Origin of the sequence: Streptomyces prasinopilosus (assembly GCF_001419695.1) — a bacterium.
Taxonomy (GTDB): Bacteria; Actinomycetota; Actinomycetes; order Streptomycetales; family Streptomycetaceae; genus Streptomyces; species Streptomyces prasinopilosus.
The window spans coordinates 1-1,199 of sequence record NZ_LIRG01000191.1; the positions used below are offsets into that span (position 1 = coordinate 1).

Consider the following 1,199-nt stretch of genomic DNA (forward strand, 5'->3'; position numbering starts at 1 on the left):
CCCCCGATCCCTCCGGTTCCCGTGATCCCCGTGATCCCCGCATCCCCGGATCGGGGCACCCGGCCGAGGGCGGCCACCCGGCGGCGGGGCGGTCCGGGCGGCTGATCCGCACCGAGTCCACCACCGAGATCCCCGCCCACCTGCAGTTCCGCGACGACACCGGCCAGGTTCCCGTGCGGCTGCGTCCCGCGCTCCTCGGGCCCCTCGGCACGGGGGAGCAGTCTCCGCTCCGCCGCCCGGCCCCCGAGGCGTTCCGCTCGCCCGTGCCGAGGGTCGATCCCCGGCTGGCGGAGCGGCCCGCCCGGGTGCTGCCCGGAGGCGCGGGGGTGCTCGCCGGGATGTGCGGGGCGGCCGGGTGCGTGGCCACGTCGTGGTGGGCGGGCGTCCTGCCGCCGGCGGTGACCGTCGCGCTCGGGCTCCCGGCGCACGCGGACGTCGCGGGCGTCACGGGAGCCGCCGGACTCGGGCCCGCGCAGTGGGCGGCGTACGCGGCCGCCGGGGCCCTCGGCCTGTTCGGCTTCGGCGGGCTGGCGCGCGGCCGGACCGGGCGGGCCTGGGTGCTCGGCCTGTTCGGCCGCTACCGCGGGACCGTCCGGCGCACCGGCCTGCTGTGGGTGAACCCGCTGCTGCTGCGCCGCCGGGTCGACGTGCGGCTGCGCCACTGGCGCAGCGAGCCGATGCAGGCGGCCGACCGCGGCGGGGTGGCGCTGCGGGTGGTCGTCCTGGTCGTGTGGCGGGTGCGGGACACCGCGCGGGCCACCCTGGGCGTCGAGGACCACGAGAGGTACGTGCGCGAGTGCGTCGAGGCGGCGCTGCTCCGGGTCCGGGTGGAGGCGCCGGGCGGTGCGGCGGGCACGGCGCAGGACGCGCTGACCCGGCTGGTCGCGGCGGACGTCGGCCCGGCGGGGATCGAGGTCTTCGCGGTGCGCCCGGTCCGCGTGGAGTATGCCCCCGAGGTGGCCGCCGCCATGCACCGGCGCCGGATCGCCGAGCTGGACGCCCGGCAGCGGGCGAGCGCGCTCACCTCGGTCGTGGAGTCGGTGGAGGACACGGTGAGCCGGCTGGCCCTGCGGGGCCTGGTGGACCTGGACGACCGCGAGCGCGAGGTGCTGGTGAAGGACCTGACGGTGGCGTTCTGCGCGAGGCGGGGGGAGCCGGGGCCGTAGGACTTGCCGGGGCGGGGGCCGGCCGGACGGGAC

Annotated in this window: 1 protein-coding gene; it reads left to right on the plus strand. The window is 79.3% G+C overall.

Going from position 1 to position 1,199, the window contains the following annotated elements; all coding sequences use genetic code 11:
• Positions 1 to 41: 41 nt before the first annotated feature.
• Entirely contained in the window at positions 42 to 1,166 is a 1,125-nt protein-coding gene (locus tag AOK18_RS09665; protein ID WP_055694034.1) for an SPFH domain-containing protein, read from the plus strand.
• Positions 1,167 to 1,199: the final 33 nt, after the last annotated feature.